Source organism: Kitasatospora indigofera (genome assembly GCF_014655955.1).
In the GTDB taxonomy this organism is placed as follows: Bacteria; Actinomycetota; Actinomycetes; order Streptomycetales; family Streptomycetaceae; genus Kitasatospora; species Kitasatospora indigofera.
The window spans coordinates 160477-182933 of the sequence record NZ_BNBO01000007.1 but is presented as its reverse complement, the minus strand read 5'-3'; the positions used below and the strand labels follow the sequence as shown (position 1 = coordinate 182933).

Sequence of the window (22457 nt, the reverse complement as noted above, 5' to 3'; positions counted from 1 at the left end):
ACCGCCCGGCCGGAACCACCCGAGGAGTCCACCGTGAGCAAGCACCTGATCGTCGGCGCCGGCCCCGTCGGCACCGCCACCGCACGCCTGCTGGCCGCCCGCGGCGAGGAGGTCACGGTGGCCACCCGCTCCGGCGCGAGCGCGGCCCCGCTGCCCGGCGTGCGCCGCATACGGCTGGACGCCACCGACGCGACCGCCCTCACCGAGGCCGCCGGGGGCGCGGCCGTGCTCTACAACTGCGCCGGGCCCGCCTACCACCGCTGGGCCACCGACTGGCCGCCGCTGGCCGCCGCCCTGCTGGTCGCCGCGGAGCGCTCGGGCGCCGTCCTGGCCTCGGTCGGCAACCTCTACGGCTACGGCGCGGTCACCGCGCCGATGACCGAGGAGACCCCGCTGAACCCGAACTCGGTGAAGGGGCGGGTGCGCGCCCGGATGTGGCAGGACGCCCACGCCCTGCACCTGGCGGGGCGCGTCCGGGCCACCGAGATCCGCAGCTCCGACTACCTCGGCCCGGGCGCCCTCAGCGCCATCGACGCCCGCGTCTTCGGCAAGGCCCTGGCCGGGCGGGCCGTGCAGGTGATGCGCGACCCCGACACCACCCACAGCTGGACGTACACCGAGGACGCCGCCCGGCTGCTGGTGACCGTCGGCGGCGACGAGCGGGCCTGGGGCCGGCCGTGGCACGTGCCGACCAACGAGCCCCGGACCCAGCGCGAGGTGGTCGCCGACTTCTGCCGCGCCGCGGGCGTGCCGCCGGTCGGGGTGACCCGCCTGCCGGACGCCGTGCTCACCGCGGTCGGGCTGTTCAACCCGACCGTCCGGGCCCTCAAGGAGACCGCCTACCAGTTGCGGAGCCCGTTCGTGATGGACTCCACGGCCGCCCGGAAGACCTTCGGCCTGGAGCCCACCCCGTGGACGGAACTCCTCGGCGCGATCGCCGCCGCCTCCCGCTGACCCGGGAGCGGGCCGGACGGCCGGCCCAGGACGACGGGCCCGGAGGACGGGCCCCGGGCAGCGCGCCCGGACGGGACCGTCCGGCCCGGGAGGCCCGCCGGGGCTCAGGGCGGCGCCGTGAACGCGTACCCCTTGTCGATCAGGGCGGGCAGGTAGGCCCGCAGGGCCGCGACGGTCTGCGAGCGGTCGCCCCCGCCGTCGTGGTTGAGGACGATCGCGCCGGGCCGCACGCCGCCCAGCACCCGCGAGGTGATCGCCGCCGTACCGGGCCGCGCCCAGTCCTGCGGGTCCACGGACCAGCTCATCGGGCGCAGCCCCAGCTCCGAGCAGACCTTCATCGTCACCGGGGACCAGTCCCCGCCCGGCGCCCGGAACCAGGTCGTCGCCCGGCCGGTGGCCCGCTCCAGCAGCTCCGAGGTGCGCTGCAGCTCGGTCCGCACCTTGGCCTCGGACAGCCGCCGGAGTTCGGGGTGGGACCAGGTGTGGTTCGCCAGGTGGTGGCCGCCGTCGGCGATGGCCCGGATCAGCGAGGGGTACTCGGCGGCGTTCTGGCCGATCACGAAGAAGGTGGCCCGGATCCCGTACTGCCGCAGCAGCGCCAGCACCGCCGGGGTGTACCGGGGGTCGGGTCCGTCGTCCACGGTGATCGCCACCACCCGGCGGTCCGGCGACAGCTCGCTGACCGTCCGGTTCTGCGCCTGGTCCAGGGCCCGCGGCGCGGGCGCCGGGGCGGGAGCCGTCGCCGACGGAGCGGCGGCCGGACTCGCGCCGGCCCCCTGGACCGACGGGGTGCCGTGGCCCGGCCCGGGCCCGCCGGCGGGACTCGACACGGCACTCGATGCGGCACTCGATGCGGCACTCGGCGCGGGACTCCGCACGGAACCGGCGGCCTGGTTCGCGCCCGGCCCGGCGGACGACCCGGCGGCGGACGGCGAACCACGGCTCGGCCCGGGGGCCGGGGCCGGCGGGCGCTCCGGCGGGGGGCCGTCGCCGCCGGCCGGGACCGCACCGGCGTCCAGGCCGGCGCCGAAGGCCCCGGAGCCGGGCCACGCGACGCTCTCGCCCTGCTGGAAATCCGGGCGACCGCACCCGCTCACCGACAGCAGGGCAGCGCCGGCGGCGACCAACAGCACTCTTCGCGAGTAAATCTGACGATCGGACGACATTCTGAATCCCTGCCCCGTCACCGCGCCTCCCTCCCGGCCCGCGGATCCCAGCGGGCGATTCACCACCCGGACGGCGCAAGCAGCCCCTCCGCCGAGCCACGACCGCTACCCTGGCCCGCAGTGTGATGATCTGCCTCCAGAGGAAGTAGTAATGACGACAAGTCAGGCTTTCGCGCAGCAGGACGACGGCGACCGCAGCGAGGTGAGCGACTGGGAGCGCTTCGGCGTCGACACCAGCAAGCCGCACTCCGCGCGGATCTACGACTACTGGCTGGGCGGCAAGACCAACTTCGCCCCGGACCGGGCCATGGGCGAGGCCATCGGGCAGGCGATCCCCGGCATCCGCACGATGGCCAAGGAGAACCGCGCCTTCCAGGGCCGCGCGGTGCGCCACCTGGTGCGGGAGCAGGGCATCCGCCAGTTCCTCGACCTCGGGACGGGCATCCCCACCTCTCCCAACACCCACGACATCGCCCAGGCCATCGCCCCGGAGACCCGGGTCGTCTACGTCGACAACGACCCGATCGTGCTGGCCCACGCCCGCGCGCTGATGGTCGGCGACCCGTCGGGGCGCACCAGCTACATCCACGCCGACCTGGGCCGGTCCGAGGAGCTCCTGGCCGACCCGGCGCTGACCTCCACCCTGGACCTGGAGCAGCCGGTCGGCCTGCTGCTGATCGCCGTCCTGATGCTGATCGCCGACGAGGACGACCCCTGGGGGAAGGTCGCCGCCCTGCGCGACGCCCTCCCCTCCGGCAGCTGCATCGCCCTGACCCACCCGACCCAGGACTTCGACCCCGAGGCGGTGCGGCGGGTCGAGGAGTCCGCCCGCCAGGGCGGCATGACCCTCGTCCCGCGGACCCGCGAGCAGGTGGCGCGCTTCTTCGACGGCTGGGAGCTGCTGGAGCCCGGGGTCTCGCCGGTGATGTCCTGGCTGCCGGACGGCGAGCTGACCGCCGACCCGGAGACCGCCTACTACTGGTCCGGCGTCGCCCGCAAGAAGTAGCCGCCGCCGGCCGCACCCCGACGGCGCGGGCGGGGTGCGGCGGTCCGCGACCGGTGGCCGCTACTTCAGCAGCCGGGACATCCGGCGGTCGGCCAGCGGTTTGCCGCCGGTCTGGCAGGTCGGGCAGTACTGCAAGGCCGAGTCGCTGAACGACACCTCCCGGATGGTGTCGCCGCAGACCGGGCACGGCTCCCCGGCCCGCCCGTGCACCCGCAGTCCGCTCTTCTTCTCCGCCTTGAGCAGCCCGGCCGCCAGCCCTCGTGAGCGCTCCACCGCCTCCCGCAGGGTGCTGCCGAGCGCCTCGTACAGGCGGGCCGTCTCCTCCTCGTCGAGGCTCGCCGCCAGCTTGTAGGGCGACATCCGGGCCGCGTGCAGCACCTCGTCCGAGTACGCGTTTCCCACCCCCGCCAGCACGCCCTGGTCGCGCAGGACGCCCTTCAGCCGGCGGCGCTCGCCGCTCAGCAGGCGGGCGAAGGCCTCCGGGGTGAAGGACGGGTCGAGCGGGTCCGGCCCGAGCCGGGCGATGCCGGGCACCTCGGCGGGGTCGTGCACGCAGTACACGGCGAGACGCTTCTGGGTGCCCGCCTCGGTGAGGTCGAAGCCGGCCCCGGCCGGCTCGGCCAGCAGGACCCGCAGGGCCAGCGGCCCCTTGCCGGGGTGCGGCGGCTCGGGCGGGAGGTTCTCGCGCCAGCGCAGCCAGCCGGCCCGCGCCAGGTGGACGACCAGGTGCAGCCCGCCGGCCGCGACGTCGAGGAACTTGCCGTGCCTGGTCACCGCGTCGACGGTGCGGCCCTCCAGGTCGCTCAGCGGCGGCGCGTACGTCTTCAGCGCGCTCACGGCGACGGGGTGGACCTTCGCCACGGTGCGCCCGGCCAGGTGCTCCCCCAGGAAGGCACTGAGGGCCTCGACCTCCGGCAGTTCCGGCATGGGAGAAGTCTCCCGCAGCCGCCCCGCCGCCGCAGCCCGCCGGACGCCCGACCGGCCCCGCCGCAACCGTCCGCCGGACGCGGGGCCGCACCGTGAGGCTCTTCACAGGGCCGACGGTCCGCACACACACCTGTGGCAGACTCGGACAAATGGACAGCAAGCAGGCCACCAGGACGCTCCGCGCGGCGGTTTTCGCCGCGCTGGTCGTGCTGCTCGCCGCGCTCGGCCAGGTGCTGGTCACCGGCCGCCCGCTGCCCGTCGCGGTGCTGGCCCTCGCGGGCGGCGCCGTCTTCGCGCTCGCCCTGGCGCTGGCCGGCCGCCGGCGGGGCTTCGGCCGGATCGCGGCCGTGTTCCTGCCGCTCCAGCTGGCCCTGTCCGCCCTCTTCGACCTCGCGCAGACGACCTGCGGCCCGGGCTCCGGCGCCGGACCGCACGTCTTCGAGCCGCTGGTCTGCCGCGGCGGTTCGGTCGGCGCCTTCCTCGTCGGGAACAGCAGCCTGGCCGGGGACGGCGGCCTGCTGGGCCACGGCGCCGCGTCGGCCGGCGTGCCGACCGCCGCCGGCGGTGTGCTGCTCCTGCTGGTGCACACCCTGATCGCCCTGGTCGCCGCCTTCTGGCTGCGGCGCGCCGATGCCGCCCTGACCGGCCTCGCCGAGTCGCTGCGCACCCTGCGCGACTTCCTGCACCGCCGGGCGACGGCCACCGTCCGGGGGCTGTTCCGGCTGCTCACCGCGCCGGTCCCGGCCCGTCCGGTGGTCCGGCTGCCGCTCCCGCCGTCGAGCCGGGAGCACCTCCCGGTCGAGGACGTCCTGACCGGCCCGGCCGTCCGGCGCGGTCCGCCGGTGCTCGCTCCGGCCTGCTGAGAACACCTCCGCTCTCAGCGGTCGACCCGCCGCGCCAGGCCCCCCGCCCCTCCGCGGGCCGCCGGCGCCAGCCGACCTCCGATCGAGCACAGGACGACCTCCCCATGAGCAAGAACAGCACCAACGGCACCAACGGCACCAACAACAAGGGCAACGGCAACGGCCCCCGGAAGCCCGCCGGCCGGGCCGCCACCGAGCGGCTGCACGAGGAGCGCCGGCGGGCCGAGCGGTCCGCGAAGATCCGCCGCCGCACCGTGGTCGGCGCCGCCTCGGCGGCCGTCCTGGCGCTGGCCGCCGGCGTCGCGTTCGCCGTCGGCGGCTCGGGTGGCGGGGCGCAGAGCGGCCCGCTGGTGGTCCCCGCCAACGCCGGCGGCCCCGGCGGGACCGTGGTGACGTACGGCAAGGCCGACGCCGCGCACACCCTGGAGGTCTACGAGGACTTCCGCTGCCCCTACTGCGAGCAGCTGGAGACCACCGACGGGCCCACCATGCAGGCAATGGCCGACAACGGCACGTACAAGATCGAGTACCACCTGGCCACCTTCCTCGACAAGGGCCTCGGCGGTAAGGGCTCGCGCACCGCGCTCGCCGCCGCCGGTGCGGCGCTCAACGAAGGCGTGGACAAGTTCAAGGCCTTCCACGACGTGCTCTACGCCAACCAGCCGGACGAGCGCGACGACGCCTTCGCCGACACCGGCCACCTGCTGGACCTGGCCGGCAAGGTCCCGGGCCTGAAGACCGACGCCTTCGTCAAGGCCGTCCAGGACGGCACCTACGCCCCCTGGGCCGCCGAGGTCTCCAAGGCCTTCGACAACAGCGGTGTCACCGGCACCCCGACGGTGAACCTGGACGGCAAGAAGCTGGAGGTCTTCAGCAACGGCGCCGCGGTCACCCCGGAGCAGTTCACCGCGATGGTCAAGCAGGCCACCGGATGACCCCCGCCGGCCTGGAGAGCACCGACGCCACCCGGGCGGGCGGCGCCCCGATCGGCGCGAGCCGGGCCTTCGCCTGGCTGCTGGTGGTCACCGGCGCGCTCGGCCTGACCGCCTCGGTCGTCCTGACCATCGACAAGATCCGCCTGCTGCAGGACCCGTCGTACGTCCCCAACTGCAACATCAACCCGATCATCAGCTGCGGCTCGGTGATGGGCAGCGACCAGGCGGAGGCGTTCGGCTTCCCGAACTCGCTGATCGGCCTGACCGGCTTCTCCGTGGTGGTCGCGATCGGCGTGGGCCTGCTTGCCGGGGCCCGCTACCGGCGGTGGTTCTGGCTCGGCCTCCAGGCCGGCACCGTGTTCGGGGTCGGCTTCGTCACCTGGCTGATGGTCCAGACGCTGTACCGGATCGGCGCGCTCTGCCCGTACTGCATGCTGGTCTGGGCGGCGATGATCCCGCTGTTCTGGTACACCACCCTGCACAACCTGCGCAGCGGCGTGATCCCGGTGTCCGGACGACTGCGGCCGGCCGTCCGGGAGGCGCTGCGCTACCACTGGGTGGTGCCGGTGCTCTGGTACGCGGTGATCGCCCTGATGATCCTCAGCCGGTTCTGGTACTACTGGCGCACGCTGATCTGAGTACCGCACCGCGCGCCTGCCCGGCACCCGCGGGAGCACCGTCGCCGTCGGCCGGCCCGGGAATCCATCTCCCGGGCCGGCCGCCGCCTTTCCGGCGGTCGACGGTCCGCCCGCCACCCGGGCCGGCCGCCGCCGGTCCCGAGGACCCCGGGACCGGCCCGGGACCGGACCAGTAGGGTGGTGCCATGTCCCGTGCCCGCCGAGTCCCCCGGATGAGCGAGGAGCAGATCGCGGCCCTCGCCGACGCCGCCCTCGCCGACCTCGCCGCACGGCTGGCGCAGCGGGCCTTCCGGCCGCTGCCGCCCCCCGGCGGTCCGGGCGCGCCGACGGCCCCCGAGGAGGGGGCGGACCCCCAGGGCGACGCCCTGGCCAGACTGCACACCCTGGTGCACCTGCGCCGGTCGGCGGAGCGGCTGACCGACCGGATCGCCCGGGACGCCGTCGAGGCCGGCGCCGGTTACCCGCAGCTCGGGGAGGCCCTGGCGATGAGCCGCCAGGGCGCCCGGAAGCGCTGGCCGGGCCTCGTCCCCGCTGCCCCGAGCAACCCCCCGACCGAGCGGAGCCCCCGATGACCGTCCCCGTCCGGCCCGATCGCTCAGCGTCCTGCTGGTGGAGGACGACACCGCCGACGCGATGCTGATCGAGGAGGCCCTGTTCGAACGCGGCTCCGCCCGGACGATCACCCGTGCCGAGGACGGCGTGGCGGCCCTGGAGTACCTGCGCGACAGCCTGCGCCGGCTGCCCGACCTGATCATCCTGGACCTCAACATGCCGCGGCTGAACGGCCGTGAGCTGCTCCACGTGCTGAAGACCGACACCGAGCTCCAGCAGATCCCCGTCGTGGTGCTCACCACGTCCTCGGCCCCCGAGGACATCACCAGCTCGTACCGGCACCACGCGAACGCCTATGTCACCAAGCCGGTGAACCTCGACGACTTCACCCGGGCCGCGCAGAGCATCGACGCCTTCTACCTCGACACGGTGGCCCTGCCCCCGCACGAGGCGCGCTGACACCCGTCCGGCGCGGGTGCGGCGGCGGGGACGTCAGTCCAGCCCGGCGGCCAGCAGGGCGACGTCGTCCTGCTTGCCCTCGGCGAACAGGCCGAGCAGGTGGTCGCAGAGCGCGGCGAGCTCGCGCGGGCCCTCGGTGATCCGCCGGCGCAGGGCCTCCAGGCCCCGGTCGAGGTGCTCGCCCGGGACCTCCACCAGGCCGTCGGTGAACAGCAGCAGGGTGGACCCGGCCGGCGCCGGGTGGCGGACCGCCGGCGGGTGGGCGGTGCCGAGCCCGAGGACGACGCCGTGCTCGGTGAGGTACCGGGCCGGTCCCCCGGGGTCGCGGAGCACCGGCGGGACGTGGCCCGCGTTGGCGACCAGGACGCTCCGCCGGCCGGGCTCCACCAGGACCAGGCAGGCGGTCACCGTGACCCCGGGGTGGAACTGGGCCAGGAACGCGTCCAGCCGGTCGAGGACGACGTGCGGCTCGTGCCCCTCGATGGCGTAGGCCCGCAGGGCCTGCCGGAGTTCGCCCATCACGACCACCGCGGCGAGCGAGTGCCCGACGACGTCGCCGATGGCCAGCAGCAGTCCGCCGGGCGTCTCGACCGCCTCGTAGAAGTCGCCGCCGATCTCGGTCCTGGAGCCGGCCGGGACGTACCGGACGGCCAGCCCGACCCCGGGCGCCGAGGGCAGCCGGCTCGGCAGGAAGGTGCGTTGCAGCGCGAGGGCGAGGCCCTGCTCCTCCCGCAGGCTGCGCTGTGCCTCCAGGGCCAGCGCACAGGTCCGGGCGAGCTGGGCGAACAGGTCGCGGTCGCCGCCGCCGAGCGCCCGGGCGGGCACCGCGAGGGCCACCGGAGGGCGGCCGGGTGAGGTCCGGGCCAGGATCACCGCCACCTCGCCGGCACCCTCGAACACCTCGCAGCCGGTGAGGCCGGCCCACTGCCCGGCGGTCAGCACCGCCGTCCTGGTGCCCGTCCCCTCCTGCGGGGCGGAGGCGTCGGCCAGCACCCCCAGGACGGCCGCCTCCCCGCCGAAGGGCCGCGGGCCGTCGCCCGGCCCGCCGGTCGCGGCCCGCACCTCCCGCCCGTCGGGGTCCAGGGCCAGGACGGCGGCGGGCGCGGACATCAGGCCGGCCGCGCCCGCCGCCGCGAGGGCGGCGAAGGACCGGCCGTCGCGCGCGCCGTACACGTCCAGGGTGACCTGGTTGAGGACGGCGATCCGGCCGGCCAGGCGTTCGGCCCGGCGGCGGGCCCGGGCGTACCGCAGGGCGGCGGTGACGGTGGCCAGGAACTCGGTCGGGGCGATCGGCTCGGTGAGGTAGGCGTCGGCTCCGCGGTAGAGGCCCTGGGCGCGGTCGTTGACCTCGATGGCGGTCGCCGAGACGTGGATGACCGGCAGGTGGGCGGTGAGCGGGTCGGCCTTGATGCTCTCGCAGACCTGGAAGCCGCTCATGTCCGGCAGGTTGACGTCGACGACGGCGAGTTCGGGCCGGTCCGCGCCGGTCGCGGCGGCGAGCAGCGCCAGCCCCTGCGCGCCGTCCGCCGCCTCGGCCACCCGGTGGCCGTCCCGGCGCAGCCAACTCGCCAGGATGTAGCGGCTGGTGTCGTCGTCGTCGACGACCAGGACGGTGGCGGCCGCGCTGTCGGGATTGGCCTGCTCGGTCATGGCGGGGTTCCGTCTCCGTGCGGGCGCGGCGCGGCCGCGGCGGGGGTGCCGGCCGGGCCGTCCGGCCCAGGTCCGGCGGGGGTGCCGGCCGGGCCGTCCGGCGCGGGGCCGGTGGCGCCGACGCGGGCTCCGAGGGCCAGCGCCCGGGCCAACCGGGCCGCGTCGAGCCCGGTCTTCTCGACCACCGCCCGGGCGTGGACCAGGCGTCGGTGGTCCAGGTCGGCGCTCCGGGCCGAGGTGAGGACCAGGGCCGGGACGTCCCGCAGCAGCGGGTCGGCGGCGAGGTCCGCCAGCAGCTGGTAGCCGTCGGGGGCGGGCATGTGGAGGTCGAGCAGCACGGCGTCGGGGCGTTCGCGCCGGACGGCGGCCAGGGCGTCCGCGCTCCGGGGGACTTCGACCACGCGGTCGGCGATCTCGCCGAGCACCGGGCGCACCCCGCTCCGGAAGGCCGGGTCGTCGTCGACCGTCACCAGGACGGCCAGTCTGGCGGGCGCGCCCCCGGCCGCGGGCGCGGTGCGGAGTGCGGGCGGCACGGCGGGCAGCCGCAGGGTCACGGTGGTGCCCCGGCCCGGCGCGCTCACCAGGGAGACGGACCCGCCGAGCAGTTCGGCCACCCGGCGGACGTAGGGCAGGCCGAGTCCGGTGCCCGAACGGCCCCGCTGGTGCGGGCCGCGCACCTGGTAGAACTCCTCGAAGATCCGCTCCTGCTCGTCCACCGGGATGCCGACGCCGGTGTCGGTGACGGTCAGCACGACCAGCTCGGAGCCGTCGGGGGCGCGCTCGGTGGCCACCTCCAGCCGGACCTCGCCCTGTTCGGTGAACTTGAGGGCGTTGGAGAGCAGGTTGCGCAGGATCCGGGTCAGCATGACCTCGTCGCCGGTCAGCTCCGGCGGCCGCAGCGGGTCGGGGATCACCAGGGTGACGGCGGGCGACTGGACCAGGCCGCGCATGGTGCCGCGGAGCTGTCCCAGCAGGATCCGCAGGTCGACGGAGCTCCAGTGCGGGTCCAGCCGGCCCGATTCGGCCTTGGCCACGTCGAGGAGTTCGTCCACCAGGGCCAGCAGGGTGCTGCCCGAGGCGCCGATCAGGGCCAGCTGGTGCCTGCGTTCCTCGGCCGGCTGGTCCTCGTCCGCGTCCAGCAGCAGCCGGGCCAGCCCGATCACCGAGTTGGCGGGGCTGCGCAGTTCATGGCTGACGTTGGCCCAGAACCGTGTCCTGGCGTCACCGGCCTCGCGCAACTGGCGTGACTTGTCATCGAGTTCGGCGTAGAGCGCGACCACACCGCGGTTGGTGTCCTCCAGCTCCTGGGACAGCTCCGAGTAGAGCGCCACCACGCCCTGGTTGGTCGTCTCCAACTCCTCGTTGAGCCGCTGGAGTTCCTCGCGCTGGGCGCGGGAGTCCTCCAGCGCGGCGATCAGGTCCCGGTTCTGCGCCCGGAGTTCCTCCATCGGGTTGGGCGCCGGCTGGGCCCTCAGCACCCGCAGGGTCCGTTCGGCCAGCTCGGCCGGCGACGGCGAGTTCCCGGGCAGCGGCTGCTCGACCACCAGGCAGCCCGGCACGGCGGGCCGGCGGACCGCGCCGGGCAGCAGCCGCCCGACCGCTTCGAGGGTCTCCTCACCGGGCGAGCGCCGCCGGTCCTCCCAGCGGAGGGTGACCAGCAGGGCCGGCGCCTCGCCCGGGGCGAGGGTGAAGGACGCGTTCAGGCCGCGGACGCCGAGCAGGTCGCGGCCGAGTTCGCTGAGGGCGGTCGCGAGCCGTACCTGAGCCTGGTTGTCCAGGCCCATGGCCTGCGCGACGACCCGCCCACTGCGCCGCAGCGCGAAGATCTCCTGCTCGGAGCCGACCGCGCTGGTCAGCAGCGGCAGGGCCGCCCGGGGTGTCACCAGCTCCCCTTGACGACGACGACCCCGGCGTCGTCGCGACGCACGCCCGCCTCGCGCAGCAGGATGCCGGCCGTCACCAGCGGCATGTGCCGCAACAGTCCGGGCATCGCGGCGAGCCGCCAGCGCTCGGTGAGCCCGTCGGAGTGCAGGACGACCGCGCCGCCGCCGGGCAGCGCCTGCTCGTGGGTGCGCAGGGTCGGCAGCTGGTGGCCGACGATCCCGGGCGAGGAGAGCAGGGCGTGCCGCTTCTGCTCGTCGACGGCGAACCCGCTGACGTTGCCCACCCCGCAGAACAGCACCCGGCCGGCGGCGGGCTCGATCCGGGCCACGGCCGCGGCGCCGCCCCGGGTGCCGTTCAGGGCGTGGTGGACCTGGGTCAGCACCTCGGCCGGCCGGCCGGCCACGGAGGCCCGGAAGGCCGCGACGGCCTGCTCGGAGGCGACGGCCGCCATCGGACCGTGCCCCAGCCCGTCGAAGAACATCACCAGCAGCGGGCCGTCGGGGTCGGCCGCGCTGGCCGGCCGGGCCGCCCAGGCGTCCCCGCAGGACTCCTCTCCGCTGATCGGGCGGGTCAGCCCGCCGACGAGGGTCGTGCCGGCCGGCACCCTCGGTGCGGCGCCCGGCCCCCAGAAGCTTGCGGCCAGCACGGTGCCGGTGCCGGGCAGGGAGTGCACGTCGAAGGTGTCCGCGAGGCGGGCGATGGCGCCGAGTCCGATGCCGAGGGTGCCCGCCGAGGAGGTGCCGTCGGTCATCGCGTACGGCACGTCGGGCATGCCCGGGCCGCTGTCCAGGGTGAGGAACTCCACCGCGGCGTCGTGCTGGTTCCGCAGCACCCTCAGCAGCAGCGAGCCGTCGACGGCGTGCCGGCGCAGGTTGGTGGCCGCCTCCGTCACGGCCAGGCCCACCTCGGCGGCCCGCTGGTCGCCGAGGCCGATCCGGCGGGCCAGTGCGGTGGCGGCCCCGCGTGCCGCCGTCGGCAGCGACTCCGAGTCCCGGAACCAGGCGATGTCCTGCGTCTCCAACAGCAAAGGGGTTTTCACCTGGTCCATTTCACGACGGTGACGACGGTGCCGCGGCCGACCTCGGTGTCGATCGCGAACTCGTCGGTCAGCCGCCTGGCCCCGCTCAGGCCCAGGCCCATGCCGCCGCCGGAGGTCCAGCCGTCGGTCAGCGCCAGCTCCAGGTCGGGGATGCCGGGCCCGGTGTCCTGGAACACCGCGCTGACGCCCCGGCGGCCGCCCTTGTCGACGAGGCCGACCCGCATGGTCCCGCCGTTGCCGTGGACGAGCGTGTTGCGGGCCAGCTCGCTGGCGGCCGTCACCAGTTTGGTCTGGTCGACCAGCGAGAGCTTGCACTGCTGGGCGAGCGTGCGGACCAGCTGCCGGGCCCGCACCACGTCGTCGTTCGAGGCGATCGGCAGGGTCTGCTGCTCGCCCTCGGGTACGGCGGGGGCCGTGATCACGCGCGCCCCGCGCCGACGCCACCGGCCCGGCCGAGCATCGCCAGGCCGCGTTCCAGGCTGAGCGCCGTACGGACCCCGCCGAGCGACAGGCCGAGCTCGACGAGGGTGATGGCCACCGCGGGCCGCATGCCGACCAGAACGGTCTCCGCGTCCAGGATCCGGGAGATGGCGGCCGTGGTGGCCAGCATCCGCCCGACGAAGGAGTCGACGATCTCCAGCGCGGTGATGTCGATCACCACCCCTTGCGCGCCGGTCTCCACGATCCGCTCCGCCAGGTCCTCCTGGAGGTCGAGGACGGACTGGTCCTCCAGGTCGGTCTGGATGGAGACCAGCAGGACGTCACCGATCCGCAGGACCGGGATGCGTTCGCTCACCGGGCGCCCCGCACGGTGGCGGCGGCGGCCTCGGGCGAGGTGCCGATCCGGCGCAGGGCGTGCTTGAGGGCGTCGGCCAGGGTCGCCTTGGTGACGATGTCGCCGAACTGGATGCCCAGGGCGACGATGGTCTGGGCGATCTGCGGGCGGATGCCGGAGATGGTGCACTCGGCGCCCATCAGCCGCGCCGCCACCACGGTCTTCAGCAGGTGCTGGGCGACCTCGGTGTCGACCGCCGGAACGCCGGTGATGTCGATGATCGCCTGCTCGGAGCCGGTGTCGACCAGCGTCTGCAGCAGCTTCTCCATCACCACCTGGGTCCGGGCCGAGTCGAGCGTGCCGACCAGCGGCACCGCCACCACGCCGTCCCAGAGCTTGACCACCGGGGTGGAGAGCTCCAGCAGCTGCTCGGCCTGCGCGCCGATGATCTCCTCACGGGTCTTCGAGTACGTCTCCACGGTGAACAGCCCGAGCGCGTCGACCAGCCGGTTCAGCTCCAGGTAGGCCGCGAAGTCCTGCTGCGAGGTGTCGGTGTCGGGGACGAGCAGCTCCTTCAGGGCGAAGACGGCGGTGGCCGTCTCCGTCGGGCTGAACCCCTGCCGGGCGCGGTTGCGGGACAGCTCGGTGAGCAGCGCCCGGACCTCCGACCAGCCCTCACCCCGCCAGTCCGGCCCACCGGCCCGCAGGCCCTCGACGAGCGCGCTGTACAGCTCCCGCAGCTCCCGGTCCAGCTCCAGCACGCTCAGTCGCCCGCGCAGCGTGTGGGAGACTCCCTCGATCCACCGGCCGACGAGGACGTCGCCCTGCTGCGAGAGCAGCTTCACCAGTCGCTCGGATTCCTGACGTTCCGCCACCAAAACTCCCTCATCACAACGGCATCCGGCCGTACGACCAACGTTTCGCGGGCCGTGACCGCCCCGCGCCATGCTACGGCCGAGTAGGTACAGACCACGAACGGCCCCTCGGCACCTGCCCCGCTCCCCCGGGACCCACACACCCGCTCAGCCCGACTCCGCCCGGATCATGGCCGGGCCCGGGACGAGCCCCCCGGCTCCCGGCCGGTCCGCGGAGGGGGTCCAGGCGAGGTGCAGGATGGCCAGGTCGTCGGCGTGCCGGCCCGCGTTCAGCCGCCGGACGGTGTCGACCAGGTGGTCCAGGAAGGCCGCGGGGCCGGATGGCGGCGCGGCCGCGATCAGCTCCAGGAGGCCCTCGGTGCCCAGCCGCTCGGCGCCCGGGCCGCAGTGGCCCTCGGTGAGACCGTCGGTGTAGAGCAGGAGCGCGCCGGCGGGCGGCAGCGACAGTTCGGTGGCGGGCCAGTGCCGCAGGCCGGGCGCGATGCCGAGGGCCACGCCGTGCGCCGCGGCCACCTCGGTCGCGCCGGCCGGCCGGCCGGCGCCCTCCGCGCGGGCGGCGGTGAGCAGCGGCTCGTGGTGCCCGGCCAGGTACAGGGTCGCCGACCGGCGGTCCGGCGCGATCGACACCAGGCTGCAGGTGGCGAACATGTCGGAGCGGTCGCGCTCGGCGACCAGGATCTGCTCCAGCAGGTCCAGCAGCTCGGCGCCGCGGTGGCCGGCCAGGACGAGCGCGCGCCAGCCGATCCGCAGGCAGACACCGAGCGCCGCCTCGTCCGGCCCGTGTCCGCTGACGTCGCCGATGACGGCGTGCACCGTGCCGTCCGCCGTCTCCACCACGTCCAGGAAGTCCCCGCCGAGCAGGGCGCGCTCGCGCCCGGGGAGGTAGCGGGTGGTGACGGTGGCGGTGACGCCGCGCAGCAACGGGGTCGGCAGCAGACCGCGTTCCAGCCGGGCGTTCTCCCGGGCCCGGATGCGGTCCTCGCGCAGCTCGGCGCCGGCCAGCTCGGCCTGCTTGCGGTTGACCGCGTAGCGCAGGGCGCGCTGCAGCAGCTGCTCGTCGACCTGCCCCTTCACCAGGTAGTCCTGGGCGCCCACCGCGACGGCCTGCGCGCCGGCCCCGGAGTCCGCCATGCCGGTGAGGACGATCACCGCGGCCCGGGGGCAGGCCTGCTGGACGGCGGCGACCAGGCCCACGCCCGAGCCGTCGGGCAGATGGAGGTCGACCAGGACGCAGTCCGCGGGCTCCCGCTCCAGCTCGGCGACGGCCTGGGCGAGGGTCGGCGTCCACCGCAGGCTGTGGTCCAGGTCGGTGTCGGCGAGCAGCTCCTCGACCAGCAGGGCGTCCCCCGCGTCGTCCTCCACCAGCAGGACGCGTACCCCGGCCGCCTCCGCGCCGGGCTGCCCGAGCGGGTGGGCCGGCGGTTCGGTCCGGTGCTGCTGGCCGGGGATCACGAGCGCCCCGCTTCGGCCCGGGGAGCCGCCACGCGACCCTCGCTCCGGCCGGCCGCCGGGGCCCCGGCGGTCTCCTGCTGCTCCACGGACTCCTCGACGGGCAGGGTGAAGACCAGGCGGGTGCCCGGGGTGTGGGTGAGGTCGACCTCGATGGTGCCGCCGTGGAACTCGACGATCTTCTTGCACATGGCCAGGCCGATGCCGTTGCCGGGGTAGGCGTCCCGGGTGTGCAGGCGCTGGAAGATGACGAAGACCTTGTCCACGAAGTCGCCGTCGATGCCGATCCCGTTGTCGGTGACCGCGCACCGCCACAGACCGCCGTCGCGGACCGCCTCCAGGTGGATCCGCGGGGCGCGGTCCGGGCTGCGGAACTTGACGGCGTTGCTGATCAGGTTCTGCAGGAGCATGCCGAGCTGGGTGGCGTCGCCGCTGATCCGGGGCAGCGCGTCGTGGGTGATCACGGCCTCGTTGTCCGCGATCGCGATGCTCAGCGAGTCGACGGTCCGATCGAACACCTGCTCCAGGTCGACCGGCGTCCAGCTCGCGTGCACCCGGCCGACCCGGGAGAAGGCCAGCAGGTCGTTGATGAGGGTCTGCATCCGGTTGGCGCCGTCCACGGCGAACTCGATGTACTGGTCGGCCCTGGCGTCGAGGCTGCCGCCGTAGCGGCGCTGGAGCAGCTGGCAGAAGCTGGCCACCTTGCGCAGCGGCTCCTGGAGGTCGTGCGAGGCCACGTAGGCGAACTGCTCAAGCTCGGAGTTGGAGCGCCGCAGGTCGACGGCCTGGGCGTCGAGCACCTGCCGGGCCTGTTCCTTGGCGAGGAGCTCCTGGGCCAGCCGGCCGCGCATCGACTCGACCACGGCCGCGAGCTGCCGCAGGTCGGCGGGGCCGGTGGGGGTGATCGGGTGGCTGAAGTCACCCCGGGCGACCCGCTCGGCGTCGGCCGAGAGGTGCTCCAGGGGGCGGGTGACGCCGCGGCGCAGGCCCTCGAAGACCAGGGCGGCGAGCAGCAGGATGATCACCGCGATGGTGCTGAACACCACGTTGCGCAGGGTGCGGACGGACTGCAGGGCCGCCCGGCTCTCGGCCCGGTCGGCCTGGAGGTGCTCCTGCTGCAGCGTCATCGCCGCGCGCAGGGCGTCGAAGGCCGCCTTGCCCTCGGTGGTCTGCCGGCCGGCGGCCGGTGCGGCACTGCCCGGCGGGGCCGCGGCCACCGGCCGGGCCACCTGGCTCTGCCAGGCCTCGGCCCGGGCGACGACCAGGTCGAGGTCGGCCCGGCTCTGCTCGCCGGTGATCAGCCGCCGGAGTTCGGCGACGGCGTCCCGCTGCTGGGCGATGCCCTGCTCGTACGGGGCCAGGAACTCCGCCTGCCCGGTGAGGCCGTAGCCGCGGATGCCGGTCTCCTGGTTGACCAGGCCCGACTCCAGCCGGACGGCCGCGATGAGGGCCGGCGAGCTGACGTCGACCAGCCGGTTGTTCACCACCGAGGAGTGGGCGAACACCCAGAACCCCAGCGCTCCGAGCAGGACGAGGACCGCCAGCGACGTGCTCACCCCGACGCGCAGCCAGCGACGGGTGCTCCAGCCGCCGGTGCCGGCGGCCGCCCGTTCCGGACGGGGGTGCCCCTGGGTCTCGGCGGCGGGGTGCTCCGCCGCCGGGGTCTGGCTGGCCATGTCGGTCCTTCGTCCGGCATCCGTCGCCGGATGCGCCTTCGTCCGTGCCCGCCTGCGGCAGGTCGCCCGCGGCAGCCACACCCTACACGCCGTCCGACAAGTTTGGTTGTCGCCCGACGAATGGTCCCCTAAGGTGGCAGGCATGCCAGCCGACCGCTTCGCCGCCCTCATGAGCGAGGACCAACTCGCGGCCCTGGCGGACGCGACGCTCGGTGAACTCGCCGGCCGCCTCGCCGCCCGGGCGTTCCGGCCGTTGCCCGCCACCGAACCCGGCGCCCCCGCACCCGGTGAGCCCTGGGAGGCGGACCCGCAGCACGACGCGCTGACCCGGCTGCACGCCCTGATGCACCTGCGGAAGGCCGCCGAGCGCCTCGCCGACCAGGCGGCCCGTGACGCGGCCAGGGCCGGGGCGGGCTACCCGCAGCTCGGCCAGGCCTGCGAGATCAGCCGCCAGGCGGCCCGCCAGCGCTGGCCCGGGCTGGTCCCGCCGCTACCCCATCGCACCACCCATTCCGAGAACCGGAGCGCCTGATGGCCACCCGCTCGCAAGCCCGCTCCTACAGCGTCCTGCTCGTCGAGGACGACCTCGCCGACGCCATGCTGATCGAGGAGGCCCTGTTCGAACAGGGCATGGCTCGCACCATCGTCAAGGCGGAGGACGGCGTCGCCGCCCTCGAACACCTGCGGGAGAACGTCGCCCGGTACCCCGACCTGATCATCCTCGACCTCAACATGCCCCGGATGAACGGCCGTGAGCTGCTGGAGGTCCTCAAGGCGGACGACCAGCTCAAGCTGATCCCGATCGTGGTGCTCACCACCTCCGCAGCCCCGGAGGACGTCAGCGGCGCCTACCACCGCCACGCCAACGCCTACGTCACCAAGCCCGTCAACCTCGACGACTTCACCCGGGCCGTCCAGAGCATCGACAACTTCTACCTGGAGACGGCCGCCGTCCTGCACCACCGCTGACCTGCGGCCGGAGCCCCGCGGCCATCCGGCCGGGCACGGCCCCCGGCCGGGCCTCCCGGTCGCCGGACACTTGTCCGACGGCCGGTGCATGACCTCGCGGAACCGGGGTAGGCGGTGGCCCATGCCCGGCCGCGAGCGCACCGGGCCCACGAACGGGGACGGTGCCTGGTGCCGGAGGCGGGAACACTGACGGAACAGACCTGGACGGAGATCACCTTCCGGGCCGGCGCCGCCTACGACGGCCAGCCGGGCACCGCCGCGGCCGCCCGGCGCTTCGCCGACGGCTTCCTCGCCGAGGCGCAGACCCGGCACGCGGTACCGGTGACCGCCGCGCTGGCCGGCACGGTACGGCTGGTGGTCAGCGAACTCGTCACCAACGCCGCGAAGTACGCCCCGGGCCCGTGCCTGCTCGACCTGGAACTCACGGTCGACGACATCCGGGTGACCGTCTGGGACACCGAGGCCCGTCTGCCGGCGCCCCGCTCCCCCGACCCGGCGCGGGTCGGCCAGCACGGCCTGGAGATCGTCCTCGCGGTGTGCCGCCGCTACGACATCGAGCGGCACGCGGGCGGCAAGCGCGTCCGGGCGCACCTTCCCCTGGACTGAGCCGGCACCGCCGTCCGTCATGGGCGCCGTCCGCCCCGGGCCCACCCGGGACGGACGGCCCGCGCGGGCTCAGATGCCGCCCAGCCGGGCCGCGAAGACGACGGTGTCGTCCTCCTGCGGAGTGCCGAAGCCGTCCAGCAGGTGGTCGCAGAGTGCCTCCGGCTCGGCCGGTCCGGCCGCGGCCGTCAGCCGCAGCCGCTCCAGCGACCGGTCCAGGTCTACCCCCCGGCGCTCGACCAGACCGTCGGTGACCATCACCAGCCTGCTGCCGGGGGCGACCTCGTGCCGGCCGGCCGGCGGCTGCGGCAGGCCCAGGCCCAACAGCGGACCGTGCTCGTGCACGTACCGGGCCCGGCCGTCCGGGCCGATCAGCAGCGGCGGCAGGTGCCCGGCGTTCGCGAGGTGCAGCAGGCCCGTACCGGACTCCAGCAGCGCGACGCAGAGCGTCGCCGTCCAGCCCGGACGGTGCCGGCCCATCAGCGCGTCCAGGCGCTCCAGCAGCACGTCGGCCGGGTGCCCCTCGTTGGCGTACGCCCGCAGCGCGTGCCGCAGCTCCCCCATCACCATGGCGGCCTGGAGGTTGTGGCCGGCCACGTCGCCGACCGCCATCAGCAGGCCGTCCGGGGTGGCGACGGCCTCGTAGAAGTCCCCGCCGATCTCGTTCTCGGTCGCCGCGGGGAGGTACCGCACCGCCAGGTCGACGCCCGGCCAGTCGGGGAGGGTCGCCGGCAGGAAGGTGCGCTGGAGCGTCAGGGCGAACTGGTGCTCCTCGCTGTACAGCGCCACCACGCCGCGGTTGGTCTCCTCCAGCTCGGCCGACAGCACCGAGTACCGCGCGGTCGCCTCCCGGTGCTTCTCCCGCAGCTCCGCGAGACAACGCTCCGACTCACGGCAGCGGGCCCGGGCGTCCTGGAGGGCCGCCAGCAGCTCGCGCTCGCGAGCCGAGGGCACGCCATCGGCCGACGGATCCGCCTCCTCGGCAGACAGGGATTTGTGATGATTCATGGGACCTCGGGCGGGACTCGGGACGCGCCGGTCAGGGCGCGCGACTCGGGAGCAGCGGTACGGCTCCGGAAGGACTCGCCGTTCCGGACGCGGGGGGCGAACCGCCCCGCCGTACGTCCCGCCTGCCCGCCCCGGCCGCTCCCATGCCCCTCGGTTCGCCCACCGGGGCCCGCCGGCGTGGGGGCAACGCAACGCAACGCACCACCACCTGGTGCGGGGCCGCTCGCCGGCACCGCTCGCACGCACCGCTCGCAGGCACCCCTGGTCGCGCACCCGGCGGGTGGCGCGGCCGGGCGGTGGCGCGGCCGGGCGGTGGCACAGCCGGGAGGCGGCTCACCCAGGCCCTGGCGCGGCCGGGCGGTGGTGCGCGGCCGGTCGGCCGTCAGCACCGCGGAGCCGCTCACACCGCCGGCGCGGAACCCCGTCCGGCGGGACTGCCCGTGACGCCGGGACCGGCCGGTTCGCGACTGCGCAGGCGGGCCGCGCCGAGCTCCGCCCAGACGCTCTTCCCGCCCGGGTGGAGGTCGGCGCCCCAGCGCTCCGACAGCCGCGCCACGATGTGCAGCCCGTGGCCGCCCGGGGCGGTGGTGAGGTGCGGCGGGCGCGGACTGGGCAGCGTCGCCTCGTGGTCCAGCACTTCGACCCGCAGCCCCTCCGGGGAGGCGGTGAGGACGAGTTCGCGCGGGCCGCCGCCGTGGATGCAGGCGTTGGCGAGCAGCTCGGAGACGATCAGCAGGATGTCGTCGGTGAGGGTGTCGGCGTCGGCCCACCCCCAGTCCTCCAGGGCCTGCCGGGCGAAGTGGCGGCCGCGGCCTACGGGGCCAGGCACGGCCAGCAGGGCGAGGCGCCGGCGCTGGCCGGCCTTCGGCACGCCCGCCCGCTGCGGCACGCCCGCCCCTGGGTCGATGGATGTCACTACGTTCTCACCCCGCGGTTCGGCGCTGTCGGTGGATCGAGAGGTCACGGATCCGGTGGTGTCCGGCGCGGTCCGCCGGGCCGGCGGCTCGCACGCCGTTCCGTACCGTGTCACGCCTGCCCGCTGAGACCCGGGGAACACCAGGTGCCCCGTTTCTGCACATCTCCCCGGACGGCGGGCGGGCCGGGCCGGGCCGCCGGGCCGCCCGGCGGGCAGCGGCGGCCACGGGCGCGGCCGGTGCGGCCGTCCGGCCGGCGCCGGTGGCCGGCACCGCTCCGGGCCCGGTCAACGTGCGGCGAGCGCGTGCTCGAGCGTGGGTTCGAGTGCGAACACCCGGTCCGCGCCGGTGATCTCCAGCAGCCGCAGCAGCTGGTCGGGCGCCCCCGCCAGCCGCAGGGCCGTACCGGCGCTGTCGGCGTCGGTACGGGTGCGCAGCAGCAGGTTGAGGCCGGAGGAGTCGCAGAACCCGACCCGGGACAGGTCGACGACCATCAGCGGCGCGCCGGAGCGGACCGCCTCCTCCAGGGCCGGCCCGACCGCGAGCACGCCGTCCAGGTCCAGCTCACCCGCCAGGGAACAGACCAGCGCGCCGTCGTCGGTCCGCCGGAACTCTGCGCCCGGCCCGTCGGGGGCCGGCATCGCGGCGGCGTTCGCCGGATCGTTCATCTCCACCTCAGTTCTTCGTCGTCGGCACCGCACCGACCCTCACGCCTGACCATACAATCGCCCGATCCGCCGTGGGCGGGCCGGTCGTCGCCGACCGGGGGCACCCCCGTCCGGGCGCCCCCGGTCCGCCCCGGGCACCGCGCGGACCGGGGCCGGGGGCGGCGCGGACGCCGGCCCGGCCCCGGTCCGGGGGCGGACGCGCGGGGGGAGTGCGCAGGCCCTAGCTCTCCGCGAGCAGGGCCGTGCGCAGGTGGCCGAGGATGCGGGCGAGGAGCCGGGAGATGTGCATCTGGGACAGGCCCAGCTCCTGGCCGATCTGGCCCTGGGTCATCTCGGCGCCGAACCGCATCGCGAGGATCCTGCGGTCCCGCGCGGGCAGCGCGGCGATCAGCGGCTTGAGGGTCTCCAGGTGCAGCACCGCCTCGAAACCGGGCTCCTCCACCGCGAACCGGGCGCCCAGTCCGGCGCCGGAGCCGGACCCGGCGTCGTCGTTCTCGGAGGGGGCGTCCAGCGAGTGCGCGGTGTAGGCGTTGGCGGCCTTCATCCCCTCGATCACCTCACGCTCGGTCAGCGAGAGGTGCTCGGCGAGCTCGGCCGTGGTCGGCAGGCGGTCCAGGACCTGCTCCAGCTCGTCGGAGCCCTTGGCCAGGGCCAGCCGCAGTTCCTGCATCCCCCTGGGCACGTGCACCATCCAGCTGGTGTCGCGGAAGAACCGCTTCATCTCACCGGTGATGGTGGGCAGGGCGAAGGTGACGAACTCGAACTCGCGCGTCGGGTCGAACCGGTCGATGGCCTTGATCAGGCCGATCGTGCCGACCTGGATGATGTCGTCCATCGGTTCGCTGCGGTTGCTGAAGCGCCGGGCGGCGAACTTCACCAGCGCCATGTTCAGCTCGATCAGGGTGCCACGGACGTACGAGTACTCACGGGTGCCCTCCTCCAGGTCCCGCAGCCGCAGGAAGAGGTCCTTCGACAGCACCCGGGCGTCGGCGGGTGCGATCGCACCGGCGTCCTCGATGCGCGGCGCCGGACCGCCGGGGGCCGCCGGAGCGGCCGCGGGTCGGACGTCTGTCGGGGCCGGAGCCTCGACGAGGTCCGAAGCGACGGCTGACGCTGTGTCCTGAAGGACTGCCATGGGTATCCCTCTTCCGGGTCACGAACGCGGGCCACGGATAGGCGCAACGCTCCTGGGCCGCGGCTACCCCGCGATCACCGGCTCATGCACCGCCCTACAAAACTGACCTTATATACGGCTTAAGTGATGCTTGTACAGATTTGTTCCCCTGGGCTCCCCTGGGCTCCCCTTGGCTCCCCGAGCGCCGGCCTCCTCCCGGAAAGCCGACGGCTCCGGCCCCACACCGTGGGCCGGAGCCGTCGAGAGCCGTACCGCGCGCACCGGCCACCGCTCGTCGGTGAGCGCGGCCGGCCGAACTCCGGCCGGCCCGGA

24 protein-coding genes are annotated in these 22457 nt (G+C 75.0%); 10 read left to right on the top strand and 14 right to left on the bottom strand.

All coding sequences use genetic code 11. The annotated features are described in order from the left end of the window. Window positions 1–33: 33 nt before the first annotated feature. A complete protein-coding gene (locus IE329_RS09910; protein WP_190210465.1) occupies window positions 34–954 on the top strand; it encodes an NAD-dependent epimerase/dehydratase family protein in 921 nt (306 codons plus the stop codon). Between the two features lie 104 nt (window positions 955–1058). Here the strand turns inward: IE329_RS09910 and IE329_RS09905 are convergent, their stop codons facing one another. After that, entirely contained in the window at window positions 1059–1784 is a 726-nt protein-coding gene (locus tag IE329_RS09905) for a polysaccharide deacetylase family protein (protein WP_190210464.1), read from the bottom strand. Window positions 1785–2271: 487 nt separating this feature from the next. Between IE329_RS09905 and IE329_RS09900 the strand changes: the two genes are divergently transcribed. Then, window positions 2272–3126 carry an SAM-dependent methyltransferase gene (locus IE329_RS09900; RefSeq protein WP_190210463.1) on the top strand — a complete coding sequence of 285 codons (855 nt, stop codon included), beginning with the start codon at window positions 2272–2274 and terminating at the stop codon, window positions 3124–3126. Between the two features lie 60 nt (window positions 3127–3186). Here IE329_RS09900 and IE329_RS09895 read toward each other — a convergent pair whose 3' ends face one another. Beyond that, window positions 3187–4053 carry an Fpg/Nei family DNA glycosylase gene (locus IE329_RS09895; RefSeq protein ID WP_190210462.1) on the bottom strand — a complete coding sequence of 289 codons (867 nt, stop codon included), beginning with the start codon at window positions 4051–4053 and terminating at the stop codon, window positions 3187–3189. Window positions 4054–4202: 149 nt separating this feature from the next. Here IE329_RS09895 and IE329_RS09890 point away from each other — a divergent pair, with 149 nt between their 5' ends. The 5 genes from IE329_RS09890 (at window position 4203) to IE329_RS09870 (ending at window position 7500) form a co-directional block, all read left to right on the top strand. After that, a complete protein-coding gene (locus IE329_RS09890) occupies window positions 4203–4916 on the top strand; it encodes a hypothetical protein (protein ID WP_190210461.1) in 714 nt (237 codons plus the stop codon). A gap of 104 nt (window positions 4917–5020) precedes the next feature. Continuing rightward, window positions 5021–5851 (top strand): DsbA family protein, encoded by an 831-nt coding sequence (locus IE329_RS09885; protein WP_190210460.1) that lies wholly within the window; start codon window positions 5021–5023, stop codon window positions 5849–5851. After that, window positions 5848–6489 carry a vitamin K epoxide reductase family protein gene (locus IE329_RS09880; RefSeq protein WP_190210459.1) on the top strand — a complete coding sequence of 214 codons (642 nt, stop codon included), beginning with the start codon at window positions 5848–5850 and terminating at the stop codon, window positions 6487–6489. Before IE329_RS09885 ends, IE329_RS09880 begins: the two co-directional genes overlap by 4 nt. A gap of 185 nt (window positions 6490–6674) precedes the next feature. Beyond that, window positions 6675–7061 carry a hypothetical protein gene (locus tag IE329_RS09875; RefSeq protein ID WP_190210458.1) on the top strand — a complete coding sequence of 129 codons (387 nt, stop codon included), beginning with the start codon at window positions 6675–6677 and terminating at the stop codon, window positions 7059–7061. 37 nt (window positions 7062–7098) lie between these two features. Beyond that, entirely contained in the window at window positions 7099–7500 is a 402-nt protein-coding gene (locus IE329_RS09870) for a response regulator (RefSeq protein WP_229927303.1), read from the top strand. 33 nt (window positions 7501–7533) lie between these two features. On the opposite strand, the gene IE329_RS09865 is transcribed toward IE329_RS09870, so the two are convergent. From IE329_RS09865 to IE329_RS09830, 8 genes are all read right to left on the bottom strand, one after another. Beyond that, window positions 7534–9150: a fused response regulator/phosphatase gene (locus tag IE329_RS09865; RefSeq protein ID WP_190210457.1), complete on the bottom strand. Its 1617-nt coding sequence runs from the start codon at window positions 9148–9150 to the stop codon at window positions 7534–7536. Next, window positions 9147–11033, bottom strand: a complete 1887-nt coding sequence (locus tag IE329_RS09860; protein ID WP_229927302.1) for a hybrid sensor histidine kinase/response regulator — start codon at window positions 11031–11033, stop codon at window positions 9147–9149. The genes IE329_RS09865 and IE329_RS09860 overlap by 4 nt, the downstream gene beginning before the upstream one ends. After that, window positions 11030–12082: an ATP-binding protein gene (locus IE329_RS09855; protein ID WP_190210456.1), complete on the bottom strand. Its 1053-nt coding sequence runs from the start codon at window positions 12080–12082 to the stop codon at window positions 11030–11032. The genes IE329_RS09860 and IE329_RS09855 overlap by 4 nt, the downstream gene beginning before the upstream one ends. Then, window positions 12070–12453 carry an ATP-binding protein gene (locus tag IE329_RS09850; RefSeq protein ID WP_373311141.1) on the bottom strand — a complete coding sequence of 128 codons (384 nt, stop codon included), beginning with the start codon at window positions 12451–12453 and terminating at the stop codon, window positions 12070–12072. Before IE329_RS09850 ends, IE329_RS09855 begins: the two co-directional genes overlap by 13 nt. A 38-nt stretch (window positions 12454–12491) precedes the next feature. Further along, window positions 12492–12869 (bottom strand): STAS domain-containing protein, encoded by a 378-nt coding sequence (locus tag IE329_RS09845; RefSeq protein WP_190210455.1) that lies wholly within the window; start codon window positions 12867–12869, stop codon window positions 12492–12494. Beyond that, complete coding sequence (locus tag IE329_RS09840; RefSeq protein ID WP_229927301.1) at window positions 12866–13723, bottom strand: STAS domain-containing protein; 858 nt, start codon at window positions 13721–13723, stop codon at window positions 12866–12868. The genes IE329_RS09845 and IE329_RS09840 overlap by 4 nt, the downstream gene beginning before the upstream one ends. A gap of 147 nt (window positions 13724–13870) precedes the next feature. Continuing rightward, complete coding sequence (locus tag IE329_RS09835; protein WP_373311133.1) at window positions 13871–15175, bottom strand: PP2C family protein-serine/threonine phosphatase; 1305 nt, start codon at window positions 15173–15175, stop codon at window positions 13871–13873. After that, window positions 15172–16848 (bottom strand): sensor histidine kinase, encoded by a 1677-nt coding sequence (locus IE329_RS09830; RefSeq protein WP_229927300.1) that lies wholly within the window; start codon window positions 16846–16848, stop codon window positions 15172–15174. The genes IE329_RS09835 and IE329_RS09830 overlap by 4 nt, the downstream gene beginning before the upstream one ends. A 142-nt stretch (window positions 16849–16990) precedes the next feature. Between IE329_RS09830 and IE329_RS09825 the strand changes: the two genes are divergently transcribed. The 3 genes from IE329_RS09825 (at window position 16991) to IE329_RS09815 (ending at window position 18423) form a co-directional block, all read left to right on the top strand. Next, a complete protein-coding gene (locus tag IE329_RS09825; protein WP_190210452.1) occupies window positions 16991–17380 on the top strand; it encodes a hypothetical protein in 390 nt (129 codons plus the stop codon). Then, entirely contained in the window at window positions 17380–17817 is a 438-nt protein-coding gene (locus tag IE329_RS09820) for a response regulator (RefSeq protein ID WP_190210451.1), read from the top strand. Before IE329_RS09825 ends, IE329_RS09820 begins: the two co-directional genes overlap by 1 nt. 168 nt (window positions 17818–17985) lie before the next feature. Then, window positions 17986–18423 (top strand): ATP-binding protein, encoded by a 438-nt coding sequence (locus IE329_RS09815; protein WP_229927299.1) that lies wholly within the window; start codon window positions 17986–17988, stop codon window positions 18421–18423. Window positions 18424–18492: 69 nt separating this feature from the next. On the opposite strand, the gene IE329_RS09810 is transcribed toward IE329_RS09815, so the two are convergent. From IE329_RS09810 to IE329_RS09795, 4 genes are all read right to left on the bottom strand, one after another. After that, a complete protein-coding gene (locus IE329_RS09810) occupies window positions 18493–19374 on the bottom strand; it encodes a PP2C family protein-serine/threonine phosphatase (RefSeq protein WP_308438360.1) in 882 nt (293 codons plus the stop codon). Window positions 19375–19828: 454 nt separating this feature from the next. Then, window positions 19829–20344, bottom strand: coding sequence for an ATP-binding protein (locus IE329_RS09805; protein ID WP_229927298.1), 516 nt, complete (start codon window positions 20342–20344; stop codon window positions 19829–19831). 285 nt (window positions 20345–20629) lie between these two features. Continuing rightward, the gene (locus IE329_RS09800; RefSeq protein WP_229927297.1) at window positions 20630–21010 is read right to left on the bottom strand and encodes an STAS domain-containing protein; all 381 of its coding nucleotides are present in this window, start codon (window positions 21008–21010) and stop codon (window positions 20630–20632) included. Between the two features lie 220 nt (window positions 21011–21230). Further along, window positions 21231–22145, bottom strand: a complete 915-nt coding sequence (locus tag IE329_RS09795; RefSeq protein WP_190210448.1) for a SigB/SigF/SigG family RNA polymerase sigma factor — start codon at window positions 22143–22145, stop codon at window positions 21231–21233. Between the last annotated feature and the right edge of the window lie 312 nt (window positions 22146–22457).